Genomic DNA, 25,335 nt, shown 5'->3' on the forward strand with positions numbered 1-25,335 from the left:
GAGGAACAGGTCAGGCGTCCTCGTCATAGTAGAGCGTGTCCAGCATAGCGACGCGATAGTCCCACAGCTCGCCGTCGCCTCCGCTGGGACGAGGTGCGTTATACCAAGGCGATGACTGGATCGGCACGATGATCCGATCCCAATAATTCGCCAGCGAGAGCGTCGTCGGAGCAAAATTCAGCGCCTCGGCCAAATTCCCCTTATTCTTACCGTTTGCGCAGACAAACGTGTCGGGACGCTTCATGGCAAGCAGCCGCGTCGCCGTCGGAAACTCCCCAACATGATGGGCGTCGGCATCCGTGAACGCCTTTCGGAAGCGGCGACAATATTCCTCGAATTCCTCGCGGCTGACCGGATCCTTTCGGGAAATGCAGTCCACCGCATCGCTGAGCTGGCGCTCCTGCCTTGCGATCAGGCCCGCAAAATCGCCATTGCCGCCCATCGATCCAAACCACCCCCAGTCATGGATGGCGAGACCTGCAGCGATCCTCTCGGATTTACCGAGGGTGCCGGCGATCCCCTTCCTCTCAGTCGCCGTGAGATCCGAGAATCGCTCCACGCTCGCAAACAGGCGCTGAATTTCCCGAAGCAGCTTCATCCGGCGTCTGAAATTATGATGCGGGTCGATCTTCGCGGTGGCCGCGAACGCCTTCCAGGTCATCATCGCCAGCGGCGAGGTCAAGCCCTTCCCGCCATTCTTGTCGTCAGGGAGGATCGGGTCGCGCTGGCCACGCTGTTTTCGCGCCGCGTCGTATTGCCGCCGGTAACTGTCCGCCAGCATCTGCGTGACGCGCTGCTTGAGTACGCCATAGCCAGACAGCTCGCGCTGGATCTGCTCGAAAATGTCGCTGTCGGCGGGTCCCTCGATGTGGACGCACGCCTCATGGTTGCGACCGAGCCCGCCTTTCGTGAAATTGGCGCTTCCGACAATCGCCTCCGACTTGCCGCGGGCCCGAAACAGATAGAGCTTGGGATGGAAGATGCCGTCATCCGCCTTGGCGATGAACGCGTTTCTGGTGCCGATTAAGCGGTCCACCAGATCGGGCGACGTCGCGAAACCGTTGAGGCCAAAGGTGACCGAGCGGAATTTGCTGCTGTTCTCCATCAGGAGATCAGCGAGCTTCCCATTATAGCCCCAGGCGACCGCGACCTGGATATCATCATAGTCTTTGATCAGGCGTTTCAGCACAGATCGCGTTTTTCTCGCATCGAGCAGCGCTATCTTCATCGTTCCCCTCAACGCTCGGCCGCTTCCTTGTCCGCCGACTGTCCGTTCAACGGCCTGCCACCGCAAGGTGAGAGAGCGGCACGCATGTTTCCCTCGCTACAAACTGTGTGTGGAGCGCTTCCGACGGCGACATGCACAGAACGTGCAGTGGCAAGGCTTCCCCAGCGCAACGAAGTTCGCTTTTGACCTGGGACAGTAGCGCGCCGCCGGGACCAATGACCAAAATGTCGATGTCCGCCCCGACGCCCGCCACGGCCGAACCGAACATATAGGCCTCGAAATGTTCCAGCGATGGGCAGGACGCCAGGAGGTGAGACGCGATCTCACCGGCCGACATCATGGCCGCGCCAGGCGCTCTCTCAACGCGTCCCATAGCATCACCTCGCACCCCAGCTCTCTCCCGGCGTCGTTCGCTTCGGGCTGCGGCGTCCCATTCGGGTTGGTGTTCCAGACGATGTCGACCGGGCCGAAGCGATCCCACAACGACCGTACCTCGTCAGCCGTCGGCTCATAGTCCGCTATCATCCCGATCCGCAGAACCTCGCCGTTTTGCAGGGTGACCCGGTGAATGCGGTCGAAATCCCGATCGACCGCCACCACGGGGCCATATTGCCGAAGAAGCCGATCCGAAAACTTGTAGACCTTGTGCTGCGCGGTGTTGGCGTCGCCATCGAGCGCCGCCGAACGCAGCGTGCCGAAACTTCCCCAGCCAACGCGGTTGCCTTCGAAATACCGGATCGCATCCCCCTCCCAGACACATTCCGCGCGGTAACCGCAGAGGAAATCGAGGCCCTCGACATGGTCTCGGTAGCCGGCCGCCGTCGCTTGATCGACCGTTTCGGAGGCCGTGATCGCCGCGACGACGTCGGGTCGATCCTTGGTTACGATCCGAATGACATCACCGCCGAGATGCTCCGCCTGCGATCGGCCTTCCTTCGCGAAATTGGCGAGCGCATATTTGATCTGCCAGTTCACGCGAACATCCCCTCCATGGCACCCGGAAAGCGGATGGCGCGACCGGACACGCCGCATATGTGCCGCTCGGACAAGCCGCGCACATGCTCCTGATAGTCAGCGAAGGTGCGGCGTTCCGCCTCGGTGGCAAGGCCGAGATTGGCCTCGATGATCGCCAAGGCGCGAAAGTGGTTGGGAAGGATCACGCTTCTCACCCGCTGATCCCATGCCGCAGCGGTGCCCGATTCCGGATCATACTCGAAGTCCGAGCCGTCCTCCGGCGCAAACTTTTCCCAAATGGCCCGGTTCTCGGCCATGATGCCGGCGACCGCTGCGCGTGCCTGCTCGCGATCGTCGTAAGCCCGGATGCCTTGTTTGTGTGCGAGCCGCCCGAGATGTTTGGCCTTCCAATCAAGCAGGATAGCGCGCGGGTAGGCCTCGGGGTTCTTGTCGATCTTCGTATGGCACGTCGGACATAACAGGATCAGGTTCTCGAAGGCGTCCGGATCGAAATCGTCAGCTGGCCGGTCTTCATGGCGCGGACCGGCATCGCCATGCGGGATGACATGCGCCATTTCGGCGATGTGCTTGTCACCCCCCATCTCCGCCGGAAACAGGGCTTCCAGGCAGTCGGGTTTCTGGCAGAAGCCCGTTGCGTCCGAGAATAGGCGCAGTCGCGTTCCCGCCGGTATCGCCTTTCTTTCCGCCATTCAAAAATCCCCGCTATTGTGCCCAATACGCATATAGAAATCTCTGCTTCCTGCGTCAGCACACAAAACTATTTTCGCGGCTAGCCTCGCGGCCGACTTGCTCGCCAAGCGGGCTGAGCGTCGACGCCGTTGCGTGGTACATGGTCGGGCTATGCCGATCCTCAATCCCATCCGTTTTCACGGCACCTTGTCCTCGCCCGGCGCCGTAGCATCTGTCGACTTCGACGCCGGCATCGACGACGACGGCAATCTGACGATGGTCCTCGATCCGATCACGCCAGCGCGCGCTGCGACACCGTTCGTGCCGCAGGGTCGCCCGCTGGACGACCAGTCGATTTTCACGCTGGTGGGCACATCCGACGATGGTTGGCGCTTCTCGAGTGAGACCTTTCATTTGTCCCGTTGGTCACGCCCGGAGGGACGGGCCGAAATTGAGGGAAGCTGCGGGCTTGCTGAGTTCAGTCGGGACGCCCGTGCCGACCACAATGACATGCGCGCTTGGTTTTTCCGGAAGCTGGCGACCATCCACGGCATTGAGCGCCAAACCCCGTTGGGGCGGCTGGTTTTCACGGGCTACCGAGAGGGTGCTGACCAGGCGCCTCAGGCCATTCTGGCGATCCATGCCAACGGCTCGGAGAGCCAAAGCTGGTGGGACCAGAGCGAACGGTTTCTCATCCACCTCGAGCGCGTCCTGTCGCTCGCCTGCGACGTGTACCTCGTTCCAATCTATGAGCAGCGCGTGCGGGATGGGGTGATGACGCTCCGCGTCGTTCAACGAGGCAGAACGTCCTTGCCATATATGGCGCCATTTGACCTGCTCTTCATGCGGCAGATCTTCGATTGCGCCGTGCGCTCCTTCGAGGAGCGACCGGAAGCGATCGAGCGCCTCGATCCGGCCATCCGCTGGATGACGGCACCCGTCGCCTATCGGGAGTCGCGGCTGACCAATGCCATGAGCGCGTTGGAAAGCATCATCGCGCGGTCCAATCTTCCCGACTTGTTTGTCGACGACCCTGCCGTGTTTCACGAGCTGAAGAAGCGCGTCCGCAAGTTCCTGAAGGCGGACCCTGATGCTCCATCCGCGATGGGTGGCAAGGTCGGCGAGCTCAACCGTCGTTCCTTGCGGGACAAGCTCGATTTTCTCCTGGAAGATAGAGGCATCCACACGGCAGACCTGCCCATCGGCTGGCTGAGCGCTAACGCGCGCAATGTCATCGTACATACGGGCGTCGCGCCAGACCAAGGGCCTGAAGACGCGCGCTTGCTCGATCATATCGTCTGGGCGCGGGAAATCGTGACCCGCATCATCTTGGATGCGATCGGTTTCGAGGGGCAATATCAGAGCTGGCTGCATCGAACCGCCTACCTCAGTTTCCCCGGTTGTCGCCTGATGACCGACGTCGCGGCGGAGCAGGCAGCGGCAGCTGCGAACCCTTAGACGGCTCATCTGTGATATGAGCCGGCTGAGGAGTTGAGCCGTCGATGCGCCTTTACAAATATATGAGCCTCGCCAGCCTGAAGGCTGTGCTCGAGCACAACACGATGGGGTTTTCCCTGCCGAAGGATTTGAACGATCCGTTTGACTTTCCCACAGCGCCCGACGTCCAGGACTATGGATTTTTCGGTTCGCTGACAGCCAGCCTGAAGGGTAGCATATGGGCACAATATATGGGCGTTTGCTCACTGACCCGCACGGCGACAAACTCGCTGATGTGGGCGCATTATGCCGACAAGCATCGCGGCGCCGTGATCGAGATCGATGTGGGCACGGCCGGCTTTCTGAATACCGACACGAACGCAATTCCCGCGCATTTCGGCAGCGTCATCTACCTGAACAATCCGAATATGAGCCAATATGCGGACACGCCCAATTCGGGTCCCGGGGTCGTTGTCGGCGAGCTCTATAATTTCCGGGTGGACTATTATCAGCAGCTGCAGCGCCTGTTTCTCTCCAAGCCGCTTTGTTGGGCGTATGAGGAGGAAGTTCGGGTGGTGAAGTGTCTGCGCGGCGTCGATGAGGACCAGCCAGAGAACGAGAGCGGCACCTTCACGGTGGTGCGGCGCGACGACGGCTCATCGATGCACGCGTTCCATTTACCCGAGGGAAGCGTCACCCAGATCTGTTTCGGGATCTCAGCGAACCCCTATGAGGTTCATCGGATCGTCAATGATTTTGAGCTGGAGGGCTGCTTGATCGGTCGCAAGCGGCGCGGATCTTATGATGTTCGGTTCGAGCCTTTCCAGGGCGCGGCGGAGATGATCGCGGGCTCACAAGACTGGGGTGACAGCTCGGCGGTGTTCTCCAAAGTCACAGGGGCACTCTGGTCTCCCCTGAGCTAAGATCCGATCACACGGTGACACCGATGATGCTGTTCTCGCCAAACAGCTTCTGGGCTGTTTGCAATGCGATTTGCGTCATTGTCTGACTTGCAAGCGCGGCCAGCGATATTGGAACTGTGTCACCAGTGTCACTTTACCGCGCGGGTAAAGTGACACTGGTGATTTTTGTTGAACCGGCTGATTTAGGGGGATTCACAGCGGAATCGCTTGTGCTAGATTCACGCTGTGTTCCACCAAACCGACCTCTTCGATCCGATCGAACCAGCCCCGCGGGCTGTGGTGCCGCCAGTCGTCGCGCTGCCGGATCTTGTCGAGCGGGTTTCGCAGGTGTCGAAACGTCCTAGATATGTCTTGCTCATCCTCAACCTGATCGCGAAGGCCGCAGGAGAGAATGGCAATCTCGGACCTTATGTTCGAAGCGAAGCCGAACAGGTTCCGGTCCGCGACTGGCTCTGTCAGGCATTAGCGCCGCTGGCCAATCGCGACTGTCGCCGTACCGCCATGATCGCATCCGTTCGGTCGGAGCTGATGGCAAAGGCGGACGTTTCAGAAACCGAGGGTGATCTTGCTCAGCAGCAAGATGAGGAGATTGAGGCGCGCATCCTTCGATCCGGACGGACGAATGTTAGCCGGGCGGTGTCTGACCTGGTGCGCGCTGGATTGCTGCATCGTCATTACCAGGGCTATCGTGTCGATCATCCCAATCGAGGGGCGCAGCGCGAAGCCGTTTATACGATAGCTCCGGATGTGCGTTTGGCGCTTGCCGGCAATTTCTGAATCTTATTCGATGCGCAGTGAATAAGGCAAAGGCGGACGGCAGCCTTGGGCGCGGTCCCGTCTGCGGCTATCGGATTTCGACAAAGATCCTCCCGGCGTGCGTTGCGCCTTCCATGATCGCTCGCGTTCGAAGATTGAACGGGCGCGGTCGAGGCAACGCCGCCTCGTTTGCGAAGCCGGGCGTCATCACCATATTCCCCTTATGGAAGATGATTTCACTCAGCTCGGCCTCGTCGACGAAGAGGCCATCGTTCTCGATGAGGCGGCGCTCGCGCTGGCGCTTCCCGATAACCCGGAAACGGACCTGGATCCCTATCATTCGCTTCTGCGGCTGGTGGCGTCACGCCTCGAGGCGGAAGCACCCCATGCCGAGACGGCCCACGAACGGGCCGATGCCCTGTCGCTCGTGCTCAACGGCGAGTTCGGCTTCATCGGTGATCGCGAGACGTATGACGATTCGGCGAACGCCGACATGATCCGCGTGATCGACCGTCGACGTGGTCTGCCGGTGAGCTTGTCGATCCTCTACGTCGCTGCGGCGCGACGGCTCGGCTGGACCGCGAATGTGCTCGACCTTCCTCGGCATGTGCTGGTTCTGATCGGCGATGAGGCGGATTCAGCGGTGATCGACCCCTTTCGGGGCGGCGTGCTCGTCCAACCGGAGCAGATCGTCTCGCTCGTGTCGGCGTCTGTGCAGCCGGGCACGAATGTCGTGCAGGTCGCGGCGATGCCCAACAGAGCGATCCTGGTGAGGCTCTTGCTCAATCAGGCCACGCGAGCCGAGGACGCCGGACGAGGACGTCGTGCGCTTGAGATCTACGAGCGGATCACCGACTTTGCGCCCGACTATGGGCATGGCTGGTGGCAGCGCGCGCGGCTTGAGCTCGTCGACCACGATGTCGCGAGCGCGCGCAGCAGCCTGGCCGCCATGCTGGAGGTAACCCGCGATCCAGCCCAACGCGCGACCATCACCGAGACGCTGCGGTCGCTCGTCGCTTCCTAGGCTTCGTCTGACAAGGAAGCCTGCGACGGGGCCAACAGGCCTGTCTCCGCTCTACGCGCAGGTCAGATCGCGCTGCGCGCCCAATCCACGATCGCCCGCTCCGGCATTGCGCCGGACTGCCGCGCGACTTCACGCCCTTTGCGAAACAGGATCATCGTCGGGATCGACCTGATAGCATAGCGGCCGGCGATGGCCTGCTCGGCTTCGGTGTCGAGCTTCCCAAGCCGCACCCACGGCTCGAGCTGCCTGGCGGCAGCTTCGAACGCGGGCGCCATCTGCCGACACGGACCGCACCATGAGGCCCAAAAATCGACCAGCAGCGGCAGGTCGGACCGGGACGCATGGGCATCAAAATTGGCGGCGGTGATCGTGATCGGCTTGGCGGCAAAGAGCGCGTTCTTGCAGCGCCCGCAGGTGCCCGCCCCGATCTTCTCGCGCGGCACGCGGTTGAGCGACGCGCAATGGGGGCAGGCGACGATCAGGGCGTCGGTCGATGTCGTTGCCATGGGCTTCTCCTAACTGTCGCGCGCGCGCCGCCCACGCTCCGAAAAGCTGCGGAACGTGATCGACCAGCGCGTCACTTCCATCTCGGCGATGCTATGCTCCCACTCGTGCCGCGCTTCGCCGCTCAGGTGATAGACCGACCGTGGCGCAAGCGGCGCGGAGACGCGCTCGAACCCGGCACCCCGGCGCCGGCGGAAGCGCATTGTCGCGGGCACGCCAAGCGAGACGCCGACGACATGCTCGAACACCGGGCGGTCGCGGTGCCAGCCGATGCCGGCGCCCGGATCGTAGCGGATGAGGAGCGCCTGGACGAGGTCGTCGTCGGGAAGACCGGCGAACGCAGCCGCGCACGCTTTGACGGACTTCAGCCACTCCGGGATCGGATCGGCCTGATCGAACGCGCCGCGATCGAAATCATAGGACCAGCCGAACGATGTCGTCAGGCGCTTGCCGAGCCAGCCTTGGAACCGAAAGGGCTCCAGCGTCTGCGCGTCGATATGAGCGATCAACGCCTGTTCTTCAGCCTCGCTCAGGAAACCATCCGCTGCCGCCAAGCCGGGAAGGAGCGGGGTATCGAAGAGATCTGCAAAGGCGGCGGGCATCCCGCGAATATGGGATCGGTCATCGCTCCCGGAAAGCCTCTCGGCCGAGCACGCGAGCCGTGAACATCGCGGCGGCAGCGATCTGTCTCGGCCGATCGGACGCCCGACGCTCAGCCGTGCGCTTGTTCACTGGGCAGTGAATAACGGGAATTCGGCGAATATCGCAAATCGCGCCGGAGATCATTTGTCTCGTTCGGCACGCTTACGGTCGGCCTTGCGGGCGCGGCTAATGGCCGCAGCGCGCTCGCGGGCGCGCTTCTCTGACGGTTTTTCGTAGTGCCGGCGGAGCTTCATCTCGCGGTAGACGCCCTCGCGCTGCAGCCTCTTCTTCAGGACGCGCAGAGCTTGATCGACATTGTTGTCGCGGACGATGATCTGCATGCTGACTGGCTTTCACGTATCTGGTCGATTTGTAGGACGCCGATGCCATCATAGGCTGAAGGATAGCAAGCTAAGGTGTGATCGAGCGTCGGGAGGGGGGCGCTGGCCGGGCCGATCGCTCAACCTCGAGCCGCACAACGGTTATCGACGCTTTCGTCGATAGCAGCCGACGAGGCGATGTCGGGTCATGTCTTGAACACACCATTTCATCGGGTCATCATGAGCATTATCGACTTGGCAAGGCCACGCTATTTTCAGCTAGCGCGCCGTTCGCGGGACGCCGTCATGAAACTAATCTCGGCCTGTTCTATCGGCGCAGCTCTCTCTTTTCTGGCATGGTCGGCGATGCCGGCCCGGGCCTCGTCCGCCAAGCTCGCTCCGACGCTGGAAACGCGTTGCGGATGGTTCGTCAACGTCACCCCCGGAAATTTCGAACTTGATGACGCGCAGGGTCAGTGGACGCTTGCTCAACAAGGTGGCTACCAGGCCGAAGGGCTCGATGCTTTGCCGGATATGTCTGCGAAGGGCTGGGTAGCGATCAACGGACCGCATGGTCATAGCTGTGCGTGCATGACGGTGAGCGTTGACCGCTCAACCATGTTGGTCACGCATTTCTATGCGGCTAGGCCCGTGCCCCTGGAGCGGTGTCGAGCCGATCGCCGCCTTCCCAAACCATGACGGAGACGGGTGGGATGAGCCTAGCCTATGCCTATAAGCTCTATACCGCCGGGCGATCACACGGCATGGGCGCAATCCGCCTGTGGGAATGGGCGAAAGACGAGGCCGAGGAGGCCAGCCCGGAAGATCCAGACCTGTTCGTGTTCAACGGTCCACTGTCGCTCTCGATCAACCATCTGGCCGGGCTGAGCTTTGAGCTCTTCCTGAAGGCAGCCTATGTCGCGAAGGGCGGCGAGCCCAGCGACAGGCATCTGCGCGACACGATCGGGCACAATATCGAGCGCGCTCTTGAGAAAGCAGAGGCACAGGGCTTCGAGACTGACGCTCCGCATCTTCACGGCATCGTCCACCATCTGAGCGAACCCTATGCGAAGCATTATTTTCGCTATCAGTGGCCCGACGGCTATCCGCTGCCCGAATTCAAACAGGTCGCCGATGCGCTCACCGCGCTCGAGGCGGATGTGAAGACGCTCTGCATGCCCGATGGCGTCGAGCCAGCGCCGGACGACGTGCTGTCAGGCGCGCCGCCGACCTGACCGGTCAATCCGCGCCCGGCTTCATCCGCTCGACCAGCCTGATCGACGTGGTGACGAGATGTAGTTCGGCACGCAGCGGCGCGCTATCCGGATAGGCGGCCTGAAGCTTCGCCTTCAGCTCGGCGAGCAGCCCGAGGACGCCGTCTTTCGAGCTCGCACGCTCGACATAAGGGTTCTCGCTTTCGCCCTCGTGATAATAGACGTCGAAGAATTCCGGGCCTTCCATCTGTCCGCGCCCGATTTCGAGACTGAACCAGTCTTCGAGCGTCGAGCGAAGCGAATTGAGCCGGCGATAGGCGCCGTAGGGTCGGTGGCCCGTTCGGAGCACCGCTTTGATGATGCTGCCAACGTCGATATGCCCCTCGACCGGCATTGTGCCATTCGGCCGCCGTCGGTCGCAGCCCATATTGTAGCTGTAGGGGACCGACGTCTTGGTCGCCGACGGGTAGATCGTACCTCGGCAGCGCGCGCGACGATGATCCTGCGGCGTCTTCGCCATCGGGCTGACGAAAGTCTCCCAACCGGCGGCGGTTACGCCGGCCCAGTCTTTGGCGAGGAGCGGGGCGGGCATCGCCTCGATCTTCGCGACAAGCCCATCGAAATCGTAGCCGGTTCGCACATCAGTCGCGACATGGAGCTCGCAGCTGTGCGGATAATACATGCCGGGCCAGCTCGTCTTAGTGACCCGCCATCCGGTGCGCGCCATCCAGTCCGCACGCTCGGCATCATCGGGCGCGCGGCGATAGGGTTCGTCGACGAGAATGAACTGACCGGTCGCCGGATCGACCCAGTCGGTCGAGTGGTCGTTGCCGGGCAATTTGTCGTCGGCCTGGCGGTTCGGATACGCGCGGCGGAAGTCGCGCGTGGGCATCAGCCCGGTTCGCTCCATGAAGCGCAGCGACCGCTCAGCCGTCGTCAGCCGCTCGCGGGCATAGTCCTGGTTCGGCGATATCGTATCGCAAACGAAATGATCGGGCGCCGCCATGCGCAGATTGCCGAAGCCGCGTACCTCCTTCAGCAAAGCGCGGTTGCAGGTGTCAAGGATTGGGCGGGCGAGCTCGATGCGGAGCGTCTCGCGTCCCGCCTGCCATCTCCGATCCTTGTCGGTCCAGTAAATGGTCAGCAGCACATAGGGATGTTGTAAGCCAGTTCCTCGGGCGGGGAGGGTGTGCCTGGCATGCTTGAAATTCTCGCAATTCGCTGCGCGCGCCGCGAAATCGAGGGCCTTTAGATGCTGGATGCCCCGCTCTTTGCTGAGCTGGGCGGCGAGACTCTTGACGCCATCGAGGGTCGTCGGACGCAGATCGTCAATCACCATGGTCTTTCTCCTGGCTTGAAGTCGCAAGCGTCACTCGCCAACCGCCTCTCAAGCCGGAAAAATCCTGTTGAAAGGGTCGTGTCACGATCAACGACAGTGCTGCCAGCAGCTTTGGAACGGCGAGTGCCATGCTCCTGCCAAGAGCGCACTCGGTATAGCGCGGCGGCCGCCTCATTTCAATCGCGGCGAAACCGCCTGACATGATTTGCGGAACGACCAGCGCCCGGCTGCGCGTCCGGCGCAGAAGCCATCAAATCAGTCGCCGCAATCGTGCAGACATGATTTCTGCAAGTTTGCATACTACCTTGCGCGCGTGTTGTTCGCGTGCAATAGCAACCCGCGATACGAGGAGATTGCGATGTCGATTCCCACTCTGGTTTTAAAGCGGGCTCGGGAGGATGCAGGGCTCAAGCAGACCGCGATGGCGGAGCGATTGTCGGTTAGCGGAAGCGTCATCTCGCGACTTGAGCGCAGCGAATCGACCGACGAAACCATGGCACGCCGCTACCTCGACGCGATCGGCACGCCGGCAAGCCGCGATATTCTCGAATTCTACGCGCGCGATTGGAGGCTGTCCGAGCGCCCCACCGTACTCCACCCCGATCGCGAGGGGCTGTGGGCGGGCGAGCAAGCGCTTCAGCGGCTCGAAGCCTTTGAGCGCAGTCCTGAATATGACGCGCTTCTCGCGGTGCCGCTCTCCCTAATCCGCACGAACATCGAGTCCTCGGCGGCGTTTCTCGGTCAGACCGATCATGCGATGGCATGGATCGGCACGGTCGGCGTCGGCAAGACCACGGCGCTGTCCAACCTCACCAACCTGATGATCCCGGGAAAGAACGGGATCCCGCAGCCGGTCTTTCCAGCGACCGGAGGCCGCACCACGACCAGTGAGGTCGTTATTCGTATTGCTCCTGCCTACGGTATCGCGGTCGAACCGAAGAGCGAGGATGAAATACGCCTGCTCGTGGCGGAAATGGTGCGCGCGACCGCCGAGAATAAGGGCGGCATCTCGACCGAGCTCGATCGTGCGGTCCGCAACATGGCGGACCTCAAGAAGAGGAAGAATCCGGAAGACATCCGCAACCAGATCGATCCGATCGTTGCGATGATCGCGGCGGCCGGCGGCGTCCAAGATGATGTCGTCGAAGAGATCATCAATCGCATGCGGCTCGGCGAGCGCACTGAAACCCAGTTGATCTTGTCGGAGACCAACGAGGACGGTCTAAACTGGCTCTCCAGGAACATAACCGCGATCAATTATGGGCAGGATTCCCGGTTTTCAATTCCCCAGCGCGTCACCGTGTTTGTGCCCGAATCGGCGGTTCGGCGTTCGCCGTATGATCTCAGCATCATCGACACCAAGGGCATGCACGTCACGACTGAGCGGTCCGATCTTCAGGCGCTCATGCACGACCAGCGCACGCTCACTGTGCTGTGTTGCGGGTTCAACGACGCGCCCGGCGCCGATCCGATGAAGCTCATGAAGCAAATCTCGGAGCTCGGCTCGGACGCAATCGAGCGCCGGCGCGTGGTCCTGCTGGTGCTACCGCAGGGCGATCAGGCAATGAAAATCATCGACGATTCCGGCGAGCCGCCGGAATCGGTGGAACATGGCTATGCAATCCGCGCCGCGCAGGTGGAGGATAGTCTGGTCGAGGCGGGTATTGGCCGGCTGCCGGTCCTGTTCTTCAATGCCATTGAAGATTCTGCGCCCAAGGTCTGGGACCAGCTCAACGATCATGTTGGGATCATTCGGCAGTACCAGGTCGAGCGGCTCGCGCGTTTTGTCGGCTTGTCCGAGGATTTGGTGACCAATGCGGACGCTGCGCGCATTCAGCAAGCGCGAGTGGCGATCGCCGCGGAGGCGTTGGCGATGGCGAAGGCCTATGGCCCTTTGCCTAGTAGCGCGCGTCCGGCGCACCAGACTTTGATCAACGAGATTAAGTCTGGCCATGCGAGCTCAATCGCAGCGTCTATCGCGCGACGCGGCGCCTGGGATAATTTCGAGATCTTCCACATGATCGGCACGGGCGTGCGGACTGACGCCAATCGGCGCAGCAACGATCACATGCTCAAGATAACCGGCCGCCTCGAAGCACTGGAGGAAAAATTCTCCGCGCTTCCCGAGGTGAAGGGTTTGATCGAGACGCTGCGGGAAGATATTGCCGACTGGCGGCAGGAGTTCCTTTCGCGTGCGCTCAGCGTCGGACGCAACACGTTCAAGCCTTACCTCGACGGCTCGATCGAATTCTGGTCGGATCTGCGCGCGCGCTACGGCGGCGGTGGCGGCTATCGCGACGATATCGCCGATATGGTGGCGACCTGGTTTGAGGAAACCCCAGCCCTCGATGAGGCACGCAAGCGCGTCGATGCGCGTCTAGGCGATGCCTGGAACGAGCTGGTTATAGACCGGCTGATGGAGGCAACCGAACTCGGCGAGGAAGGCTGAGATGGACCGGTTCGCAATGGCCGAAGCGCTAGTTTCGCGCGCGCGCAAACATGCCGCATGGATCGGCGACGACCATGGCGACCCTTATGAAGTGGCGATGCTCGCTGACGAGATTGGTACGGACCTCCAGGTGACTGCGAAGGAGATCCTCGATCATCTTCGCGCGGCGCTCGACTATTGCGCCCGACAGGTGTGGCAGGATCTCTCTGCGGCGCCACTGGGCGCGATCATATATTTTCCGATCGCACGTGAGGGAGCCAAAGCGAGCGACTTCGCATCGTTGATGAACGCGAAGATGCCCGGTGTTCCATCCGCATCGCCGAGCGCGCTTGCCGCCTTTGCGGACATGCAGGCGTTCGCCGACCCGGCCAACATTTGGCTGCCCGAACTCGCAACGCTGGGCAATTCGGCTAAGCACGAGCATCTGCAGGTTGCGATCGTGCCCGAGGCACTCATCCATATGCGTCGTGATGAGAATGGCACCTCCTGGACATCGTTCGAGCCCGGACATGGCCCTAAGCGACATCACTCTTGGATGGCGTTGCTTCAGAAACCGGGTGGGACGCCGGAGCATATGACCTACGAGGCGCGATACCTCGTGCTTGGCGAGATCAATGTCGAACTAGCGCACTATCTCAAACAGGCGATCGGTGGCGTCGAACGGGTGATCGCCCGGTGCCGCACACTTACCGAGGTGCCCGATTGAATCCTTGCGCCGCCCCCGCGGATTCCGGGATGGCACGCAAGTTTTCAGCGGAAATCGGCCGATCTCAATTTCGTCAGCGAGGAAAGAAGATCGCGGAGGAGGAATAGATGCAGGTAACATTGGTTCAGCATGGGGTCGGCCAGGGCGGGCTTTTCTGCGGAACGCTGACGCTCGGCAAGAAGCCGCTCCGCTGGGTCTATGACTGCGGCTCCAACCAGACCGGCGACCTTGCAAGGGAGATCGGCAGGGTGGCGCGTGGCGGCGATCTCGACCTGTTGTTTCTGTCTCATCTCGACAGCGATCATGTGAATGGCGTTGATCAGCTGCTTTCGCGCGTGAAGGTTCGCGAGGTGGTTCTGCCCTATTTGAGCGAGACCGCGCTGATCGCGACGCTGGTGCAAGATGCGAGCCGTGACAGGCTGAGCGGCGTGTTCGTCGAGGCCGTAAGCGACCTTGGGGGTTGGTTCGGAAGCCGCGGCGTAGAAACGATCACATTCGTCGACGGGAGTGACGATGAAGGTGGTGACGGTCCGATCGTCCCTCGGGCTCCGGAGGACGGTGGCGAAGGCGATTGTTACTCCAAATGGACTACCGGCACTCTGCCCATCCGCATGGAGATCGCAGACCGGCTCCAAGGCCAGGGGGTCGCACTGATGCAAAGGGTATCGCCAGGTGCCGCCCAGATTGTCAGTTCAGACACGAGCGCGCTCAATTGGGTTCTCATACCCTATGTTCATCAGCCTTCGGCGAAGGTCATGCAGGCGTTCAACGACGCACTCGATGCCGAGTTCAAGACCACCGACAAGATGGCGATCGCGAGGACAGCCAAAGATCCGGCAGTGCGCGCAAAGCTGCGCAACTGCTACGACGCGTTATGGAGCGATCACAACCTAGTTTCGATGACGCTTTATGCCGGTCCCATCCAGAAGCAAGCGCTCGACGTCGAGCTATGGGCAAAGCCGCATTATCGCGATGGATATTGGCATCCGCGGGATGCCTCTAAGGCCGGAGGCTGGATGCTTACCGGCGACGCGCACCTCGACGGCCTGCGTCGGCGCCAGCGGTTTCTGAAGTTTTACGATGCCTATCTGCCGCTGATCAACGTCCTGATGCTCCCCCATCACGGCTCGATACACAACCACAGCGACGAGGTTCTCCACGCGATGCCTGATCTTTGGATCGGCTTCGCGGCAGCGGGCCCTAACAGTTACGGCCATCCCCACGACGACGTACGTGACGCCGTTCAGGCTCATCGGCGCGCTGTGTTCCACCGGGTCCGCGAGAAGCAGTCGAGCCAGATAGTGATGGAGATAACAGCGCGGTGATAAAAGGTATGTCCCCCTTTCCCTGATCGATGGTGGAATTGGCTTCGAGGAGGCGCAAAGGTGCAAGCGGCACATGTAGGTCGAATGCGGTCACCGTTGCCTTCGCAAAATCGATGCCTCTAACCCGTTGATTTAACATAAGATATATTATCGGACTATGATTTCGAGCCAATTCCAGAAGGCTTGAGCGTCCGCTTCCGACCAGTTCAGGTCAATTGCTCGCTGCTCACGGAACGACCGCTTCTGCCGCTACCCGCCGTTCACATACGAATGAGCGGTCAAGCACTGATCGCCTCAATTACCGTTGCCCGATTTCGCTCAACCAGCCACTGAATGCCGCCACTCGTCGCTGCCGAGTGGCGATCGAGTTGTCTATACCTGGTGTAGAGCGAGCAAAGGGCTACGAGTGATGTCTTTAGTGCTATGATCAAAGTTGATCGTGTGATAGATTGCGCCCGCGGGAGTCGTGGAATGTCGTTGATCGCCACCTATATTGCACCCGATGGCTATCCAGTCGAGATCGAAGTGGATCCGACGATTGTGGCGGAAGGTTATAGCGTAGCGAACGCTGATAGCTTCGCTGCAAGGCGCTTAGGCGAGCTAGGTTCGTCACTTAAACCTGTGCTGTCGATGATCGACACACTGGTGGCCGGTTTCCGGCAGTCAGTAGGCAACGCGCCCGACATTCAGGTCGCCGTTGGGCTCAAGTTCGGTATCGAGGGAAATATTGTCGTGGCTAAGGGCACTACTGAGGGCAATGTCTCGGTCGTGCTCAAGTATCCCAGTGTCTCAGCTACGTGACCTCACCCTGCGCGTTAAGGCGCAGGCGGGGGATGGCGTGGTCGGGTCCGCGGTCGCGCTGGACACGCGCCACATCGTGAGTTGCGCCCATGTTCTCGAAGCCAGGGCCAAACCCGACAAGCCGGCTCTCGGAACGCCAACCGTCACCCCCGTCCTTGGCGATCGAGTCATGGTCAGTCGCGCGGCCGAGCCTAGCCGACCGCGCGCCGCCACGCTTGTCGCGATGGGGGATCCGCTCACGCCGACGGACGACTTTGCGCTGCTGCGGCTGGACGAGCCGCTCGACCACGACATCGCTTTCCGGCTGTCCGATCGGTTGAGTAGCGGCCATCGCTTCGACGCCTTCGGTTTTCCCATCGGCTACGATCTGCCAGGCAACATCGCGCACGGCGTAATCGGCGCGGCTAACAGCCTCGGGATGGTGCAGCTGAACGCCGATCTCGGCGGCTTCGCGGTGAAGGGGGGGTACAGCGGGGGTCCAGTGTGGGATCGAATCGCAAGGGCCGTAGTCGGCATGGTTACGGGCAATGCGAAGCACCCGACCGTCGATCCTAGGGTCGGGTTCATGCTGCCCTTCGCGCTGCTGCTCGATCGGCCCGAATTCGTGCGCGTGGGCAAGGCTCCGCTTGAGTTCGGCCAGCCCGAGCTGTCCAGCATGCTGGCCGCGATCGCTGGCGATCTGGAGCGGGATCAGGCGATCGTGTTCCTGACCCGCGAGATACGTGAGTTCAGGGACGATCCCGTCTCGCGCTACTGGGTCTATCACACCCTGGGGGCAATTGGGGGGGCGCGCGTCGAGCAACTGCTGCGCATCGCGATCAGGACCGAGGACGACGATTATGCTCGTAGTGGTGCGGAGGAGGCGCTCGCGACCGCATAGCTGAGCAAAAAGGAGGGGCAATGCCAAAAGGACTGTTCTCGCTAGCTCTTGTGTCGCTAGCTCTTATGCCGCTGGCTCTCGCCGGATGCGGTGACAAGCCGACGGAGAACCATGTCACCCCTTCGGCCGCTGCGCGGATCGATCCCGCCGCAATCGCAAATCCGCTGCTCGGCGACGCCGCCGTGCTTGGCGAGAACGCCGCGGCGGACGGAACGGCGCCTATCTTTGTGCTGCCGGAGAACCACACCGCCGTGGGCGAACAGCTTGAACAGGCGCTGTTCCTCGTGCGCCTGCAGTCGCACAAAGCGATCGGCGGCATCGTGCTGGAGGGGGCAACCAAGATACCAAAGTTCGATCGCTTCTCGCCAGACGTCGCGTTTGGCATGCTTGCCGAGGGCGACATTAGCAGCGCCGAGTTCATGGCCGCAGGCTATGGCGTACCGCTGATCCCGGGAGAGACCGCTGCAAGCTACAATGTCGACGATCCGAAATCGGACCTGTGCAGCGCGATCGCCCAACTCGCAAGTTACGACGCGCTGGTCAATGCACAGGGTGATGAGAAGGCAATAGCGGAAGTCCGCGCGCGAGGCGAGAATCTCAACGCACGGTTGGACCTGTTCGAAGGCGAAGCGAAGCGCATCGCAACCAGCCTCGCGAAACCCGGGGCGAGCGAATGTCCGGCGGCTTCAGCGCAGGCGGCGAGCTTCGCTACAAAGCACAACGCCATCCTCGCCGATCTGGTGCCGGAGGGAAGCCGCTTCCGCGGCGCCTTCAGTCGTAGTTGTCCGGTCAACGCCGCTGACCGGCAGGCGGATGACGCCCAAATCGAGGAGAATATCGAGGATCTGAAAGCCTTGGTCGAGTTCGCCGGGCAGCTTCCCGCGCAAGTTGGTGGAGAAATCAAGACGGGCCTGGAAGGGCACCTCAAGTTCCTCGAATCGCGGGCAGCGTCCACGCGGATCATGGTCGAACAAGCAGTTAAGGCTGCGGGCGGCGGCCCTGGTCCCGTCGTGATGGTCATCGGCGCGGCGCATACGGCCGGCGTGGTCGCAGGCCTGAAGATCGCAAACGTGCCGTTCGCGGTGATCAAGACGAATATCCAAACGGCGAATGACAAATCCGAATCGGTCAACTCTGGTAAAATGACAGGAGGCGAGGTCGCCCGTAAGTATGGCCGTCTACCACTGCGCAACAATCTATTTAACTCATCTCTGATCGGTGCAGATGGAGAGCGGTATAGCGCAACGAAGTGTGCTGCAGATTCAAGCAAAAAATACGAAATAACGCTTGATCAACCGTGGAACAAACAGAAGGCAATGACATATGGATTGATGAACAACTTCGCGCGGGCGGGCTTTGGTGGCGGAGGTTGGCCCCCGGATGAGCCGCCGGGCGGTTGGTCCAACGCAGCGGCCTCGATCGATCCGTCTCGCGGCGAACTGAAGCGCGACGCGCAGGGGCGCGTCGTCGGCCTCCTGTTCCCGCTAACCCTGAAAGCGGACGGCGCCGCGCAGAAGGAAGTATACATCTATATGGAGAAGGACAACGCCGCGACCAAGAGTGGCACAACCGAGGGTAAACTCCTAGAAAAGGTGAAGGAGAAGAGAGACCCAGCGAAGTCCAAGGAAGTCCGTACGGAACTGTTCACTGGCATGGAGTTCAAGGCCAGGTCCTATGAGTCCGCGGAGGCGGCGCGCCGCTCGGAGCAGATGAGCACGCGATGAATGATTCCCGCCACTCAGCCCGGCCGCGCACATCTGTTGAGTGAACATTCATCTAATAGCGGACGTCGCTTGAAGGGCGCATAGACCATGCGTTAATGCTCCAAACCTTGGATCCTACTGATCGATTTGAACTTCGGTGTAGTAGCGACGGCGTTCCTAGAGGCTGTACGAAGCAGGGGTGAAGGGCAGCCACCCTCCCCCCCCCCCTGAAGCGGTCGGCCAGCAGGCGGCCAAGCTTGGTCGTTCGGCACGTTGGAAACAACAAATGCTTGTAGGTCAGCTCGTGCCGAAAGCTGTCCTGCGCCGCCAATATTCGGAATGTCCGAAAAGTCCCAATGATGGACCTGATCATGTCTTGGACGAATCCGGACCTCGTCGGCAGCGTCCACATAAATCCTGTTATCGAGGTGAGCTTTTTGAAATCGTGCTGACCACCTCCATTCGCACGACGCTTCATCCGTGACAGTCGATGCCGCCCCACCGCCGCAGCCCCTTGAGGGTCACAGGAAGCGCTCGCCGGCGTGATTGTTGAACCGATCGGCATCGCGGACATAGTCGGACAGGATCTGAACCGTCTTGTGGCGGCTGACCTCCTGCAGCTTGAAGATGGTGGCTCCCTGGCCGGCACCTTCGGTGAGGAACCCCGAGCGCAGCGAGTGACCGGAATAAAGTCGCGGATCATAGCCCGCGGCGGCGGCATATTTCTTGACGAGCCGGGCGATGGATTTGTCGGACATCGCGTCCCCCGTCAGCTGATCGGCCTTGGTGAGACGCACGAACAACGGGCGGAGCGGCGCAGCGCGACCATCATCGCCAAGCGCTGCGGGCTCAAGCAGCCCGGCGACCGCCATCCACGCGAGCAACAGCGCCTTTGGCCGGATCCGCGTCCCCTCCGGCACGCCGATCTCGTCCCCCTCGCGTGCCTGGTCGGTCTTCGACTGCTCGATGAAGATCTTGAGCCCCTGCGCGACCATTTGAACGTCGTTCTCGGTAAGCGCGACGAGCTCGGAACGGCGGAGCGCGGCTGCCATACCGACCGCAAGCACAGCCCGATCGCGGATCGCGCGCAGCCCGTCGCCCTTGATCTCGGCGAGCATGTTGCGCAGCGCCGCGGCATCCGCCGGGCTCTTGCGGTTCTTTTTGCGCCCCTTCTCGTTGCGGATCCCGGTCATCACCTTCGCCAGCATGCCGGCGTTCGGCAGCGCGGTCGGCGCCGGGTGGCCGGCGGCGCGATGAAAGTGACCGATCGCCGCGACCCGCCGGTTGATTGTCGACGGGTTGAGGCCGCTATCGGCCTGGTCGCTGGCGAAGACCGCGACCACGTCGGGCGATGCCGGCATCGACACCGCGTCGTGCTGCTCGCACCAGGCGACGAAGATCGCCCAGTCGGACTCATACGCGCGCCGGGTCGCGGGGGATCGCGCGGCGCGCGCATAATAAGCCGCGCGCTCGATCTTGGCATGGAGGATCTCGGGCAGGGTCGGCTGCACCTCGACCAGCACCGGCAGCTGGTCGCTCTGGCTTTCGCTGGGGCGGTCGTCGGGTGCTTCTTCGCTCATGGGCAATTCCGGTGAGTTTCGGGCGTCGCAATGGCTTTTGCCAGAGCTTCGCCGCGCGCGCCAGATCTGTCCGAGAATGTACGTTATCGGACAGATCTGGTGCGCGCGACGGTGCAGGACGCCTCTCTCAGCGGTTTGGCGCTCGTCACACCACCAAACCGCATCGTCGGTCGGGTCTTCGATGACAACCCGCATAGCTGACCGCCCGCGACAGCGCTGGTGGCGCGCGCGCGGCCGGTCAGCTGCGCTATTGTCGGGCTCCACCCCGATCGCGCCCAAAAGCTTTTACAACGAGTCGCTGCGCCGTTTCGTCCTTCGCGTCCGGACCGGGAGTGACCAGGATGCGCGTGGATGATCGACTTTCGCAATCATCAATCGAGGAGCGGCCAGGCCTTGTCCTCGGCATATTGGTCAGCGCCTCGCTGTGGTCGAGTCGCCGTCGACGTCGGGATCCAATCCTTTGGGCGAGACGATCGCCTCGACGAACTGATCGGGATTGCCTGGCCCGTCGACTGCGAATGCGCGCTTGCCCTTCTGCAGAGCGCCCGACGTGGCGGCCGCCTAGGCCTGACTTTTCGCGCCCTACCGCCGCTTGTCGCGGTGGAACGGCGTCCCGCCGCCCGCGGTACGGAGATCCCGAACTTACGTCGTAGAGGCCTGCGATCGCGTCGGATTGATCTGACACAAACCCGAGTTGCCGAGTGGGGGAGACATCTGTATGATAATTCCGAACATGTATGACGACAGGAACGTCAGTCGATGAATGCGCACAACGGCAGATTGGTCAGCGGCGGGCGGCTGCAGCTACCGGCCGACGTTCGGCGCGAACTCGGGCTTGCTGATGGAGACCCGGTGGTCATGCGGGTCGTTGACGGCGAGCTGCACATCCGTCCGCGGCGCGACGCTCTGAAGCGCATTCAGACGATGCTACGCCCCTACGCCCCGGCTAACGGATCGGTCGCGGACGAGCTGATTGCCGATCGCCGCGTTGAGGCGGCGCGTGACTGACACGCTCTATGTGCTCGACGCCTCCGCGGTGCTCGCCGCGTTCTTCGACGAACCTGGTGCGGACCACATCGCCGCGCGCATGAACGGCGCGCTGATCAGCGCGGTCAACTATTCCGAGGTTGTGGCCAAGCTGATCGATCGTGGCACCCCGCATGAACAGATTCTCGAGATCATGGCGCAGCTCGACGTTGATGTCGTCCCGGTCGACCGGGACCAGGCGATGTCCGCCGGCCTTTTGCGCGCCGAGACCCGCAGCGCCGGCTTATCGCTCGGCGATCGGAGCTGTTTGGCGCTTGCCTTGGCCCGTGGTGCCGTTGCGCTCACCGCTGATCGGGCTTGGGGCGGACTCACGCTGGGAGTCACGATCGAGGTCGTGCGGTGAACGGCATTTGAGCCCGATGTGGCTCGCCCTCCCCCTGCATTCGAACCGATTTCGCGCTGCCCCATGCGACACGGGGGAAGTCCGCACGATCCTCGTCTATGGCGCTCGCCTGACGGGCATATCCTACATGCCCACTCAGGCCCCGGTCGTAGTTCGCCGCGTGCCAGCTGACATGGTGGACGCGGCGATCACCCGCATGGGGGAAATCCCGGATCTCGCGCCGCGTGTTTTTGCGATTGAGTAGGAGCGCGACGGCGAGCGTGAATGCTGAGACCCCGACGAACGTGGGACCGAACCGGATGCCGAACATGGCGTCGAGAAGGCCCGCCGCTACCGCGACCCCCACAAGGCCGGCCGCTACGAACCCGCCGATCAGTCCCCAATACTAGCCCTTCGCTCCAAGGGCGGCAACCGTGTCGAACACACCGATGAAGTATGGATACGCGTTCGCGATCTTGCCGTCCGCCGAACCGTAATCCTTTCGGAAGCGGCGGGCCTGCTCGTTTCTTTCGTCCTCGAATTCGGAGATCTTGAAGCCGGCGCCGTGCTCGTAGACCTGATGCACCGCTCGCTCCGCCGCCTTGCGCGTCGAGCGGGCGAACCGTCGAAACGGTACCGCCGGCTGGCCTGCCTCATGGGTAGGCACGCCACAGAGCGAGATGACCTGGCCGACGCATCGTGCGGTGTAGGCACCCCGGGAAAATCCGACGATGAAGATTCGGTCGCCCGGTTGCCAATGGTTCAACACGAATTCGTAGCAGTCGGCGATGTTCGTGCCGATTCCGCGTCCCGCAACCGAAGCCAGGAACTTGCCGACCGTGCGCCAGGTCCGCCCGAAGCCATGGACGTCGTCGTCGGTGCCAAGACCTGGATCATAGAACGCGATCTGCCGAGCTGGATCGATGGCGCTATCCGGACCGACGCGCGCCGCGCGATACATCTTGTAGACGTTGCTAAGGCGCTGGTCTCGGCCGGACGCCGCCGTCTTGACCAGTCCCATCGGAGAAGATCACGATGTTCTTGGGCATGACGTTGTTCCTCAAGGCGCCGGATCGACGGGTGCAGGCACCGGTGGGGGGATGGATGGCGCGCAGCCAAGATCCGCATCAAGGGATCGGAAGGCGCCGGAGTGGTCCGGCCTCAGTTCGAGGCGGGCGCGCAGCTCGACCTCGTCCAGGCTGACCCTCGCTCCGCAATAGGGATCGTTCCGGTCCGCCGCCTGATCGAAGAGGAAGGCTGACAGCCGGCCGTCCTCGGTGGCGACGACCTTCCAGTATCCGGACGGCACGCGATGGCGCTCGTCCGCTTTGGGCAGCGCCGGCATCAGCTTCTCGAAGAGCGGCCCCGTCAGCACGTAGACCGCGATGTTGGCATCCTTGGCGAGCTTGCTCTCACGTGCCTCGAGTTGTTGCCAGGGCCCCTGATTGAGGGCCGACGATTGCGGCGTGATGTTCGAGAGGATGTTCGTCTCGGACCAGAACGGCGTGCCCGAGAAGGCCGCGAGCGGCGCCTGATGACCGCGATCAGTCTTCAGCACGGCGTTCGATCCGTCATAATCGTCGGGCTCTAGCGTGCGGTCCGAGGACAGCCACGGGTCGGGAGCCCAGTTCCGGCTCTGCGAGGGCCCGACGGTTTCGGGCGTTACGCGATACGCCACCCATACGGACAGCTTGGTCAAGGGATCGGACGAGAGCGTGTAGATCTCGCGCACGACGACGTCGTCGTTGCCCGGCGCGCCCACCGGACAGGCTTCGAGACAATGGAAGGTGTGGAGGCGCGCGTCGCTGGCGAACGCTGGCGTGGCGCAAAAGATGGCCGTTGCGAGCGCGATGCTTTTCAGCGCCCCAAATCCCCGTTCGACGAGCGCTGCATGCCGGGGGGCCGCCCGATATCGATCATTACGCATCGGAGGGAATCCCTTGCGCCAGTCGGAATAGCTCGGCCTGGTACTGCGCGTCGTGAACGATGGCTTCCGCTGGCACGTCGCGCATTCTGCCACTCCTCCGAGCTTTTCAAGGATTTCCTGATCCTCCGCATCGCTGGCGCTCGCGCTTTTGATGCGCCGGGCCTCCGCGGTGACCATGACGAGATATGGAATCAAAAGTTCGTCGTCGTGATCGGCCCGCATCCGGGGCTCGGCGACAACCAGCGTGCGGGCGTCGAGAAGGACTGTGCCATGAAGAGCGGCACCAAGTGGCTCGAGGTCCGATACGCGATGCTGTTCTATCCGCTGAAGCGTCTTAGCCTGCTCGACAAGCCCGAGACCAAGGCCGCGCGGACGCAGCACATCATATTTGTGAATGCCGGGGAGACCGATCAGGCCTTACGCAGGGCCGACTGGGCTTTATGAGAACCGACGAGATCAAACCGTACCGGCGTTGACTACGCTTGCCGACGCGCGGCGAGGTCGCAGGGTTGGCTCGACATACGAATGAAAGCGCCGTCGATCTGCGATCGACGGCGCTTTCGTCCCCGACGGGACCAACGAGAAGTGATTCCTTCCGGCGCCGCGCCCGCCGAGGACGCAGCGGCCTAGATGTCTGTTAGGCGTCCGCGGCCACTGCGGCCTTTGGCTTGCGGCCGCGCTTCACTGGAGCCGGCACCTCAACAGCCTTCGGCTTGCGCCCAAGCCCGATCTTGTGAGCGAGCGCACGCCGCGTTTCGGCGTAATCGGCCGCTACCATCGGATAATCGCGCGGAAGGCCGAAGGCCTCTCGGTAGCTTTCGGGCGTATAGCCATGCTGGGAAACATGGCGACGCAGCATCTTGTAGGGCTTGCCGTCGATCATGCTGATCAGATGGCTAGGCTTGATCGAGGAGCGTGCTGACACGGCACCCTTAGGTTTCTCCGGTGCGGCAGGTGCCTCCGGCGTGCCCAGCGCACCCAGCGCGGAGTAAACAGCTGCGATCAGGTTGCCGATTTCTGCGCTTGGCACGCTGTTGTTGCTCACGTGGGCCGAAACTATGTCGGCAGTCAGAGTGATCAGTTCGTTGTTTTCAGACACATAAGTTCTCCAAAGGAAGGCGCGCTCTAATAGATTAGCCTGCGGGGAGATAGCCGGTACGATCGCACACGGCGTAAATCGTTCCGACTTTAGTAGTGACGAGGTTTGCGCGGCCGGTGAGGATTTTCCGTTAGGATACCGGCGCTGCGGCTTGTCAAAGCAGATCTTCAAAAGCTCGCAGCGCGTTCAGAAAACGGCCGACATTCGGCCTAGGCGTCATGCCTCCTGCGCCCGATCGATCCCTTCATTCGAAATTTGCAGCCTGCACCGCGAGCCAGAATGTCGGTCCGAAGGAGCGGCCTTCGCGGGGATTTGGCGGCTTCGCTCGCGATCCTAAAGAGAGACTTACCCTGATCGGAGAAAGTGAAAGCCTCGTCCAATCTACCTATGCCGTAGCCAAGCCGACGATCCAGGGGGCCGGGCCGCGACCCAGCGTATCGAGGCACTTGGAGCTGTGAAGATAGC

General features: G+C 61.9%; 27 protein-coding genes. 15 read left to right on the plus strand and 12 right to left on the minus strand.

What is annotated here, in order from left to right:
- Positions 1 to 10 precede the first annotated feature (10 nt).
- The 3 genes from Q4F19_RS08290 to Q4F19_RS08300 form a co-directional block, all read right to left on the minus strand.
- Entirely contained in the window at positions 11 to 1,228 is a 1,218-nt protein-coding gene (locus tag Q4F19_RS08290) for a phospholipase D family protein (RefSeq protein ID WP_303541483.1), read from the minus strand.
- A 336-nt stretch (positions 1,229 to 1,564) separates the two neighbouring features.
- Positions 1,565 to 2,203: a hypothetical protein gene (locus Q4F19_RS08295; protein ID WP_303541485.1), complete on the minus strand. Its 639-nt coding sequence runs from the start codon at positions 2,201 to 2,203 to the stop codon at positions 1,565 to 1,567.
- Positions 2,200 to 2,757 (minus strand): HNH endonuclease, encoded by a 558-nt coding sequence (locus Q4F19_RS08300; protein ID WP_303541487.1) that lies wholly within the window; start codon positions 2,755 to 2,757, stop codon positions 2,200 to 2,202. The genes Q4F19_RS08295 and Q4F19_RS08300 overlap by 4 nt, the downstream gene beginning before the upstream one ends.
- 286 nt (positions 2,758 to 3,043) lie before the next feature.
- Here Q4F19_RS08300 and Q4F19_RS08305 point away from each other — a divergent pair, with 286 nt between their 5' ends.
- From Q4F19_RS08305 to Q4F19_RS08320, 4 genes are all read left to right on the plus strand, one after another.
- Positions 3,044 to 4,330 (plus strand): hypothetical protein, encoded by a 1,287-nt coding sequence (locus tag Q4F19_RS08305; protein ID WP_303541488.1) that lies wholly within the window; start codon positions 3,044 to 3,046, stop codon positions 4,328 to 4,330.
- A gap of 44 nt (positions 4,331 to 4,374) precedes the next feature.
- Entirely contained in the window at positions 4,375 to 5,232 is an 858-nt protein-coding gene (locus Q4F19_RS08310; RefSeq protein WP_303541490.1) for a DUF2971 domain-containing protein, read from the plus strand.
- 225 nt (positions 5,233 to 5,457) lie between these two features.
- Positions 5,458 to 6,009 carry a hypothetical protein gene (locus Q4F19_RS08315; RefSeq protein WP_303541492.1) on the plus strand — a complete coding sequence of 184 codons (552 nt, stop codon included), beginning with the start codon at positions 5,458 to 5,460 and terminating at the stop codon, positions 6,007 to 6,009.
- A 202-nt stretch (positions 6,010 to 6,211) separates the two neighbouring features.
- On the plus strand, positions 6,212 to 7,012 hold the full coding sequence (locus Q4F19_RS08320) for a transglutaminase-like domain-containing protein (protein ID WP_303541494.1): 801 nt from the start codon (positions 6,212 to 6,214) through the stop codon (positions 7,010 to 7,012).
- Between the two features lie 62 nt (positions 7,013 to 7,074).
- Here the strand turns inward: Q4F19_RS08320 and trxC are convergent, their stop codons facing one another.
- The 3 genes from trxC to rpsU form a co-directional block, all read right to left on the minus strand.
- Positions 7,075 to 7,518 (minus strand): thioredoxin TrxC, encoded by a 444-nt coding sequence (gene trxC, locus Q4F19_RS08325; RefSeq protein WP_303541496.1) that lies wholly within the window; start codon positions 7,516 to 7,518, stop codon positions 7,075 to 7,077.
- Between the two features lie 9 nt (positions 7,519 to 7,527).
- Positions 7,528 to 8,118, minus strand: coding sequence for an alpha-ketoglutarate-dependent dioxygenase AlkB (locus Q4F19_RS08330; protein WP_303541498.1), 591 nt, complete (start codon positions 8,116 to 8,118; stop codon positions 7,528 to 7,530).
- Between the two features lie 180 nt (positions 8,119 to 8,298).
- On the minus strand, positions 8,299 to 8,499 hold the full coding sequence (gene rpsU / locus Q4F19_RS08335; protein ID WP_209516828.1) for a 30S ribosomal protein S21: 201 nt from the start codon (positions 8,497 to 8,499) through the stop codon (positions 8,299 to 8,301).
- A gap of 219 nt (positions 8,500 to 8,718) precedes the next feature.
- Here rpsU and Q4F19_RS08340 point away from each other — a divergent pair, with 219 nt between their 5' ends.
- Positions 8,719 to 9,177 carry a DUF4087 domain-containing protein gene (locus Q4F19_RS08340; RefSeq protein WP_303541503.1) on the plus strand — a complete coding sequence of 153 codons (459 nt, stop codon included), beginning with the start codon at positions 8,719 to 8,721 and terminating at the stop codon, positions 9,175 to 9,177.
- A 14-nt stretch (positions 9,178 to 9,191) separates the two neighbouring features.
- Positions 9,192 to 9,713, plus strand: a complete 522-nt coding sequence (locus Q4F19_RS08345; protein WP_303541505.1) for a hypothetical protein — start codon at positions 9,192 to 9,194, stop codon at positions 9,711 to 9,713.
- A gap of 4 nt (positions 9,714 to 9,717) precedes the next feature.
- On the opposite strand, the gene Q4F19_RS08350 is transcribed toward Q4F19_RS08345, so the two are convergent.
- A complete protein-coding gene (locus tag Q4F19_RS08350; RefSeq protein WP_303541507.1) occupies positions 9,718 to 11,031 on the minus strand; it encodes a DUF5623 domain-containing protein in 1,314 nt (437 codons plus the stop codon).
- A complete protein-coding gene (locus Q4F19_RS08355) occupies positions 11,021 to 11,161 on the minus strand; it encodes a hypothetical protein (RefSeq protein WP_303541509.1) in 141 nt (46 codons plus the stop codon). Before Q4F19_RS08355 ends, Q4F19_RS08350 begins: the two co-directional genes overlap by 11 nt.
- A 228-nt stretch (positions 11,162 to 11,389) precedes the next feature.
- On the opposite strand from Q4F19_RS08355, the gene Q4F19_RS08360 reads away from it, so the two are divergent.
- From Q4F19_RS08360 to Q4F19_RS08385, 6 genes are all read left to right on the plus strand, one after another.
- Positions 11,390 to 13,480 carry a helix-turn-helix domain-containing protein gene (locus Q4F19_RS08360; RefSeq protein WP_303541511.1) on the plus strand — a complete coding sequence of 697 codons (2,091 nt, stop codon included), beginning with the start codon at positions 11,390 to 11,392 and terminating at the stop codon, positions 13,478 to 13,480.
- A 1-nt stretch (position 13,481) separates the two neighbouring features.
- Positions 13,482 to 14,186, plus strand: coding sequence for a hypothetical protein (locus Q4F19_RS08365; protein ID WP_303541513.1), 705 nt, complete (start codon positions 13,482 to 13,484; stop codon positions 14,184 to 14,186).
- 107 nt (positions 14,187 to 14,293) lie between these two features.
- Positions 14,294 to 15,511, plus strand: coding sequence for an MBL fold metallo-hydrolase (locus tag Q4F19_RS08370; protein ID WP_303541515.1), 1,218 nt, complete (start codon positions 14,294 to 14,296; stop codon positions 15,509 to 15,511).
- Between the two features lie 471 nt (positions 15,512 to 15,982).
- The gene (locus tag Q4F19_RS08375) at positions 15,983 to 16,312 is read left to right on the plus strand and encodes a CU044_2847 family protein (RefSeq protein ID WP_303541517.1); all 330 of its coding nucleotides are present in this window, start codon (positions 15,983 to 15,985) and stop codon (positions 16,310 to 16,312) included.
- Entirely contained in the window at positions 16,296 to 17,192 is an 897-nt protein-coding gene (locus Q4F19_RS08380) for a trypsin-like peptidase domain-containing protein (RefSeq protein WP_303541518.1), read from the plus strand. Before Q4F19_RS08375 ends, Q4F19_RS08380 begins: the two co-directional genes overlap by 17 nt.
- 20 nt (positions 17,193 to 17,212) lie before the next feature.
- Complete coding sequence (locus Q4F19_RS08385; RefSeq protein WP_303541520.1) at positions 17,213 to 18,916, plus strand: hypothetical protein; 1,704 nt, start codon at positions 17,213 to 17,215, stop codon at positions 18,914 to 18,916.
- Positions 18,917 to 19,416: 500 nt separating this feature from the next.
- Here Q4F19_RS08385 and Q4F19_RS08390 read toward each other — a convergent pair whose 3' ends face one another.
- Positions 19,417 to 20,475, minus strand: coding sequence for a site-specific integrase (locus Q4F19_RS08390; RefSeq protein WP_303541522.1), 1,059 nt, complete (start codon positions 20,473 to 20,475; stop codon positions 19,417 to 19,419).
- Positions 20,476 to 21,234: 759 nt separating this feature from the next.
- Here Q4F19_RS08390 and Q4F19_RS08395 point away from each other — a divergent pair.
- Both Q4F19_RS08395 and Q4F19_RS08400 read left to right on the plus strand, forming a co-directional pair.
- Positions 21,235 to 21,483, plus strand: a complete 249-nt coding sequence (locus tag Q4F19_RS08395) for an AbrB/MazE/SpoVT family DNA-binding domain-containing protein (RefSeq protein WP_303541524.1) — start codon at positions 21,235 to 21,237, stop codon at positions 21,481 to 21,483.
- Positions 21,476 to 21,865 carry a type II toxin-antitoxin system VapC family toxin gene (locus Q4F19_RS08400; protein WP_303541526.1) on the plus strand — a complete coding sequence of 130 codons (390 nt, stop codon included), beginning with the start codon at positions 21,476 to 21,478 and terminating at the stop codon, positions 21,863 to 21,865. Before Q4F19_RS08395 ends, Q4F19_RS08400 begins: the two co-directional genes overlap by 8 nt.
- 385 nt (positions 21,866 to 22,250) lie before the next feature.
- Here Q4F19_RS08400 and Q4F19_RS08405 read toward each other — a convergent pair whose 3' ends face one another.
- A complete protein-coding gene (locus Q4F19_RS08405; protein WP_303541528.1) occupies positions 22,251 to 22,865 on the minus strand; it encodes a phospholipase effector Tle1 domain-containing protein in 615 nt (204 codons plus the stop codon).
- A gap of 39 nt (positions 22,866 to 22,904) precedes the next feature.
- Entirely contained in the window at positions 22,905 to 23,993 is a 1,089-nt protein-coding gene (locus tag Q4F19_RS08410; RefSeq protein WP_303541530.1) for a DNA/RNA non-specific endonuclease, read from the minus strand.
- On the opposite strand from Q4F19_RS08410, the gene Q4F19_RS08415 reads away from it, so the two are divergent.
- On the plus strand, positions 23,979 to 24,215 hold the full coding sequence (locus Q4F19_RS08415; RefSeq protein WP_303541531.1) for a hypothetical protein: 237 nt from the start codon (positions 23,979 to 23,981) through the stop codon (positions 24,213 to 24,215). The genes Q4F19_RS08410 and Q4F19_RS08415 overlap by 15 nt on opposite strands.
- 193 nt (positions 24,216 to 24,408) lie before the next feature.
- Here Q4F19_RS08415 and Q4F19_RS08420 read toward each other — a convergent pair whose 3' ends face one another.
- On the minus strand, positions 24,409 to 24,870 hold the full coding sequence (locus Q4F19_RS08420) for a Ros/MucR family transcriptional regulator (RefSeq protein ID WP_303541532.1): 462 nt from the start codon (positions 24,868 to 24,870) through the stop codon (positions 24,409 to 24,411).
- Positions 24,871 to 25,335: the final 465 nt, after the last annotated feature.

The organism is Sphingomonas natans (assembly GCF_030546695.1).
Classification (GTDB): Bacteria; Pseudomonadota; Alphaproteobacteria; order Sphingomonadales; family Sphingomonadaceae; genus Sphingomonas_I; species Sphingomonas_I natans.